Below are 256 nucleotides of genomic sequence, written 5' to 3' on the forward strand. Positions count from 1 at the left end.
GGGTGTCGAGAGGGAGTCGAATCGCCCGGTCTGGAGATTTTTTTGCAACAGCAGCCCTTGTTCCCCCGCCAGGTAGACTTGCCCTGCTTCACCCAACCGGACCGCATTGAAGTGCAATCCGCCTGGGTTGTCGGTCTTGTCAGAGAGCACCTGCCAGCTTTGCCCACCATTTTCGGTTGCGAGCAGCAGGTTGTAGGCGCCGACTGCGTATCCGCTCAGGGCGTCTTTAAAGCGCACGTCCAGAAACGGCCGGCCT

At 59.8% G+C, this 256-nt stretch carries 1 protein-coding gene; it reads right to left on the reverse strand.

The window, feature by feature from the left end; translation table 11 throughout:
• Positions 1–256, reverse strand: a 256-nt coding sequence (locus tag SB724_RS20960) for a WD40/YVTN/BNR-like repeat-containing protein (RefSeq protein WP_410572890.1), incomplete at both ends; no start/stop codon positions are given.

Source organism: Bacillus sp. SIMBA_031, assembly GCF_046535225.1.
Classification (GTDB): domain Bacteria; phylum Bacillota; class Bacilli; order Bacillales; family Bacillaceae; genus Bacillus; species Bacillus velezensis.